The following is a 3,863-nucleotide window of genomic DNA, read 5'->3' as shown; positions in this document are numbered from 1 at the left end:
ACAACTGTTTTTTCCTTCAAGATCATTATATTAGAGATTGCCGCCTTGAATCATAGAGCAACAAGGCGGCAACTTTTCTATTTTTTATGTTCCACGCTTACTATTTGATCATTGTTCCACGGTTTTGATTAGATATTTTAATTATTAAACTTCTTCCAGTAATAGCCGAGCGAGTGTCTACGAGCGACCACTTGGCATTAAAATTTCGCCCCTGCCTTTTCCCTGATTACAAGCTCCCTTTTGCTTCATAACGAAAGATACAGAGCATCCCGAATGGGTGCGAACTCTATTAGTCAAATTCTAGACGAGCGAAGCGAGCATAAAGACTACTGAGCGAAGCGAAGGCATAGTTTCTTTTTTATTAAATTTTCAATTCATATTTGAAAAAAAACAGCCCCTCAACCGAGCGAAAGCGAGGTTAAAACGTCCGAGCTTTAGCGAGGGCATAGGGCTGTTTTCATGCCTGCTTAGGCTTTTATATATATTTTAAAGCTTTTAAATGCTTTTACGCGAGCTGTAAGTCGCTCTATGCCTATGTTTCAGCTTGTATAAGCACACAAATTCTCTTGTATAAGCACACAAATTCTCTTGTATAAGCACACAAATTCTCTTGTATAAGCACACAAATTCTCTTGAATTGCACACAGATTATATGTAGTGTGTAAATACACATTAATAATAACGTGTACTTAATATGAAGAATGGTTTAGTTGTGAAAGATAATGCATTAATAAACGCCAGCTATAATTTGGAACTAACAGAACAGCGTTTAGTGATGCTTGCGATTATTAATGCAAGGGAATTGGGGCAAGGCATCACAGCAGACAGTAAGCTTGAAATACATGCTAGTGATTATGCAAAGCTATTTAATGTATCACCTGATGCGTCTTATAAGGCCTTGAAAGAGGCTGTAAATAATCTATTTAATAGACAGTTTAGCTATACCGCTGAATATAAAAAAACTGGAAAGGTCGGTGTTGTTCGCTCTCGTTGGGTGAGCCGGATTTTTTACGTTGACGACTTAGCGTTATTAGAAATTACTTTCGCTCCTGACGTGGTGCCCTTAATTACTAGGTTAGAAGAACATTTTACTAAGTACGAGGCTAAACAAGTTGCCCATTTAACAAGTAAATATGCGACTAGGCTTTATGAGTTATTAATTTCTTGGCGTGAAGTTGGTAAAACACCAATTTTTGAACTTCAACAATTACGTAAAAATTTAGGTGTCGAAGATGATGAATATCAGCGTATGCACCACTTTAAAAGTCGTGTATTAGAAACAGCTATTACTCAGATCAATGAGCATACAGACATTAAGGCTACATATGAACAGCATAAGCAGGGACGAACAATCACTGGGTTTTCATTCAAATTTAAGCAAAAGCAAATAAGAACTGAGGCTAAAAAAAATAAAAATATAGGAGATTTTTTTAACCGAATGACTGATTCACAACGTCTTAAGTTTGGATCTAAACTTGCCTATGATGAGCGTGTACAAAGTGAATATAGCCACTTAATTGGTACTGGAAATTATGAACAATTCGGACAACTTTTAGCTGAAATGCTAGCAGAAAAAAGACACTTTGAAATGTTCTTTCCTTTGCTTGTAGAGCATGGTTTTAACGTATAAAAAAGCTTTCTTAGTAAGTTTTTAAGATAATTGAACTAACTAGATAATATTTAGAATTATCAAACTATGAGACAAAAAAATTGTTCTTATAAGATAATATTTAAAAATTATTTTTGGAGAATGTTTGTGAAAAAATGGATATTAAGTACTTTAGCAGTACTTTTATTAGTAGGTTGTGCGACAGTAATTCCTTATAACCAGAAGGCAATGAGCTTACAAATAGGCATGACGAAACAAGAAGTAGTATCTCTATTAGGAAATCCAAAAAAGGTGGCTGCAAGAAAGACACCGCAAGGTTTTGAAGAGAAATATTCTTATTGGGGGCTATCAAGAGTAGGTTATATCAGCATGGATAATGAAATGCTTTCTCAAGATAGATTATATGTCACCTTATTAGATGGAAAGGTCATTGAATGGGGAGATAAATATGATCCATCTACAATGATGGACAAAAATTTAGAAATCACTCAAAAAACGGCCGAGCAATATAGACAACTTTATCAAAATAAAAACTAATTAGATTTAAGGTTAAATAACTCTCTATCTCTATCTTCTGTTAAATACTCGTTGAGTTCAGCGAGTATTTTTTCTTTATTGGCTTCATTGGCATTCATTTTTTTAATCAAATAAGAACCAAGCAAAATTTTACGTCGAGTATCATCCTTTCTTTCCTGCTCTTTCTGCTTTGACTTCTCTCTAGCTTCGATAGCTTGTTTACGAGCCTTTAACTGTTTCAGCTTCTCTAACTGGGCTTCAATTTTCTTTTCAAGAGTTTCAGCAGCTTTTGTCATGATTCAGATTTCGGGATATAGAAAACCACTCAAGCATAAGGCCCTATGAATTGAAATTCAAGCGGGCTATATGCTATCGTGTTTTTCATGAAATGCGCACTTACGACTTGAACAAAGTTCAAGTCGTCGTTGCGTAAGGGGAATCCCCTTAACCCCAAAAAACTGCTACGCAATTTTTTAAAAGCAAAAGCAAAACCATCATAAGGCTAAGGCATGGCAATTTATCACTGTACGACTAAGACCGTTAACCGAAGTTCGGGACGAACTGCGGTAGCATCTATGGCCTATCGTGCAGGAGAAAAATTGACAGATGAACGGACAGGATTAACGCACGACTTTACGAGAAAAGAAGGTGTGGCTTATACCGAAATTATCTCGAACTTAGATACTCAAATTGATCGTGCCGAACTCTGGAATCTGGCGGAAAAAACCGAAAACAGGAAAGATGCCAGAACTGCTAGAGAATGGGTTATTGCCTTGCCTGATGAATTGGATGAAGAACAACGCAAGGAACTTGCTAAAGACTTTGCCAAGTCCTTAGTAGATCGCTATGGGGTAGTTGCAGATTTAGCGATTCATGCACCCAGCAAAGGTGGAGATGATAAAAACCATCATGCACATATCTTGCTGACAACTCGCAAAGCAGAATTAGACCCTGAAAATAAATTGGTCCTTACTCAAAAAGCGGAAATCGAGCTAAGTAACACCAAAAGAAAAAGCCTAGGCATGGGAACAAGCCAAGAAGAAATCAAACAGATTCGAGCCACCTGGGCAAACCTTGCAAATCATGCCCTGGACAAAGCAGGGTACAAGGAAAAAATAGACCACCGCAGCTATGTCGATCAAGGTAATCAGCTACAAGCCACTATCCATGAGGGTAGCAAGGTCACGCAGATGCGCAGGAAAGGTATAGATACTGAGATCAGTCGTTTCAACGACACGGTAAAACAGCAGAACAGCCAACAGCTCCAAAACAAACAACAGCATAAAGAAAAAACCTTAGAACAAGGGTTCAACCGTGTTGAGCAAGGCTTTGAGCAATGGAAGAAAGCACAGGAAGTTAAACGCCTAGAACTGGAACGTAAACAGCAATTGAAGCTACAGCAAGAACAAGCCATGAAGCAGAAACACCGCAAGAGCATGAAGAGAAGTGGACCATCGCTATGAGCAGCCAAAATGATTTAGATGATCAGTTGTATATTCTATTAGCCTCCATGAAGGAATATAGAGAAGCTATAGCAGATGATAACAAGCGATTAGAGACGTTTTACAACAAAGTAGCTAGTGGGGTACTAGAACAAAGCAAAAAGACCCTAAATAACGCAAATCAGGAAGCTACACGTGCCCTTCAAGGTCGCATCCATGAACTAGACAAGGCTACCGACAAATTGAACTACAGATTTATTGCCTTGTTATGTGCAATTTTCCTCAGTCTGGTGCTG

4 protein-coding genes and 1 pseudogene are annotated in these 3,863 nt (G+C 37.8%); 4 read left to right on the top strand and 1 reads right to left on the bottom strand.

Annotated features, from left to right (window positions below):
- Nucleotides 1–694: 694 nt before the first annotated feature.
- Together repM and WA249_RS18770 are read left to right on the top strand one after the other, a co-directional pair.
- Nucleotides 695–1,630: a replication initiation protein RepM gene (gene repM / locus WA249_RS18775; protein WP_004282229.1), complete on the top strand. Its 936-nt coding sequence runs from the start codon at nt 695–697 to the stop codon at nt 1,628–1,630.
- A 126-nt stretch (nt 1,631–1,756) separates the two neighbouring features.
- A complete protein-coding gene (locus WA249_RS18770; protein WP_004282228.1) occupies nt 1,757–2,146 on the top strand; it encodes a hypothetical protein in 390 nt (129 codons plus the stop codon).
- Here the strand turns inward: WA249_RS18770 and WA249_RS18765 are convergent.
- Nucleotides 2,143–2,421, bottom strand: coding sequence for a hypothetical protein (locus WA249_RS18765; RefSeq protein ID WP_005264925.1), 279 nt, complete (start codon nt 2,419–2,421; stop codon nt 2,143–2,145). The genes WA249_RS18770 and WA249_RS18765 overlap by 4 nt on opposite strands.
- 213 nt (nt 2,422–2,634) lie before the next feature.
- Here WA249_RS18765 and mobQ point away from each other — a divergent pair, with 213 nt between their 5' ends.
- Complete coding sequence (gene mobQ / locus WA249_RS18760) at nt 2,635–3,588, top strand: MobQ family relaxase (RefSeq protein ID WP_262558882.1); 954 nt, start codon at nt 2,635–2,637, stop codon at nt 3,586–3,588.
- Nucleotides 3,585–3,863, top strand: a pseudogene (locus WA249_RS18755) (hypothetical protein); the annotation flags it as partial. The gene mobQ and the pseudogene WA249_RS18755, both read left to right, overlap by 4 nt.

The organism is Acinetobacter sp. 161(2023), assembly GCF_037027805.1.
GTDB lineage: Bacteria > Pseudomonadota > Gammaproteobacteria > Pseudomonadales > Moraxellaceae > Acinetobacter.
This window is presented reverse-complemented; position numbering and strand designations above follow the sequence as displayed.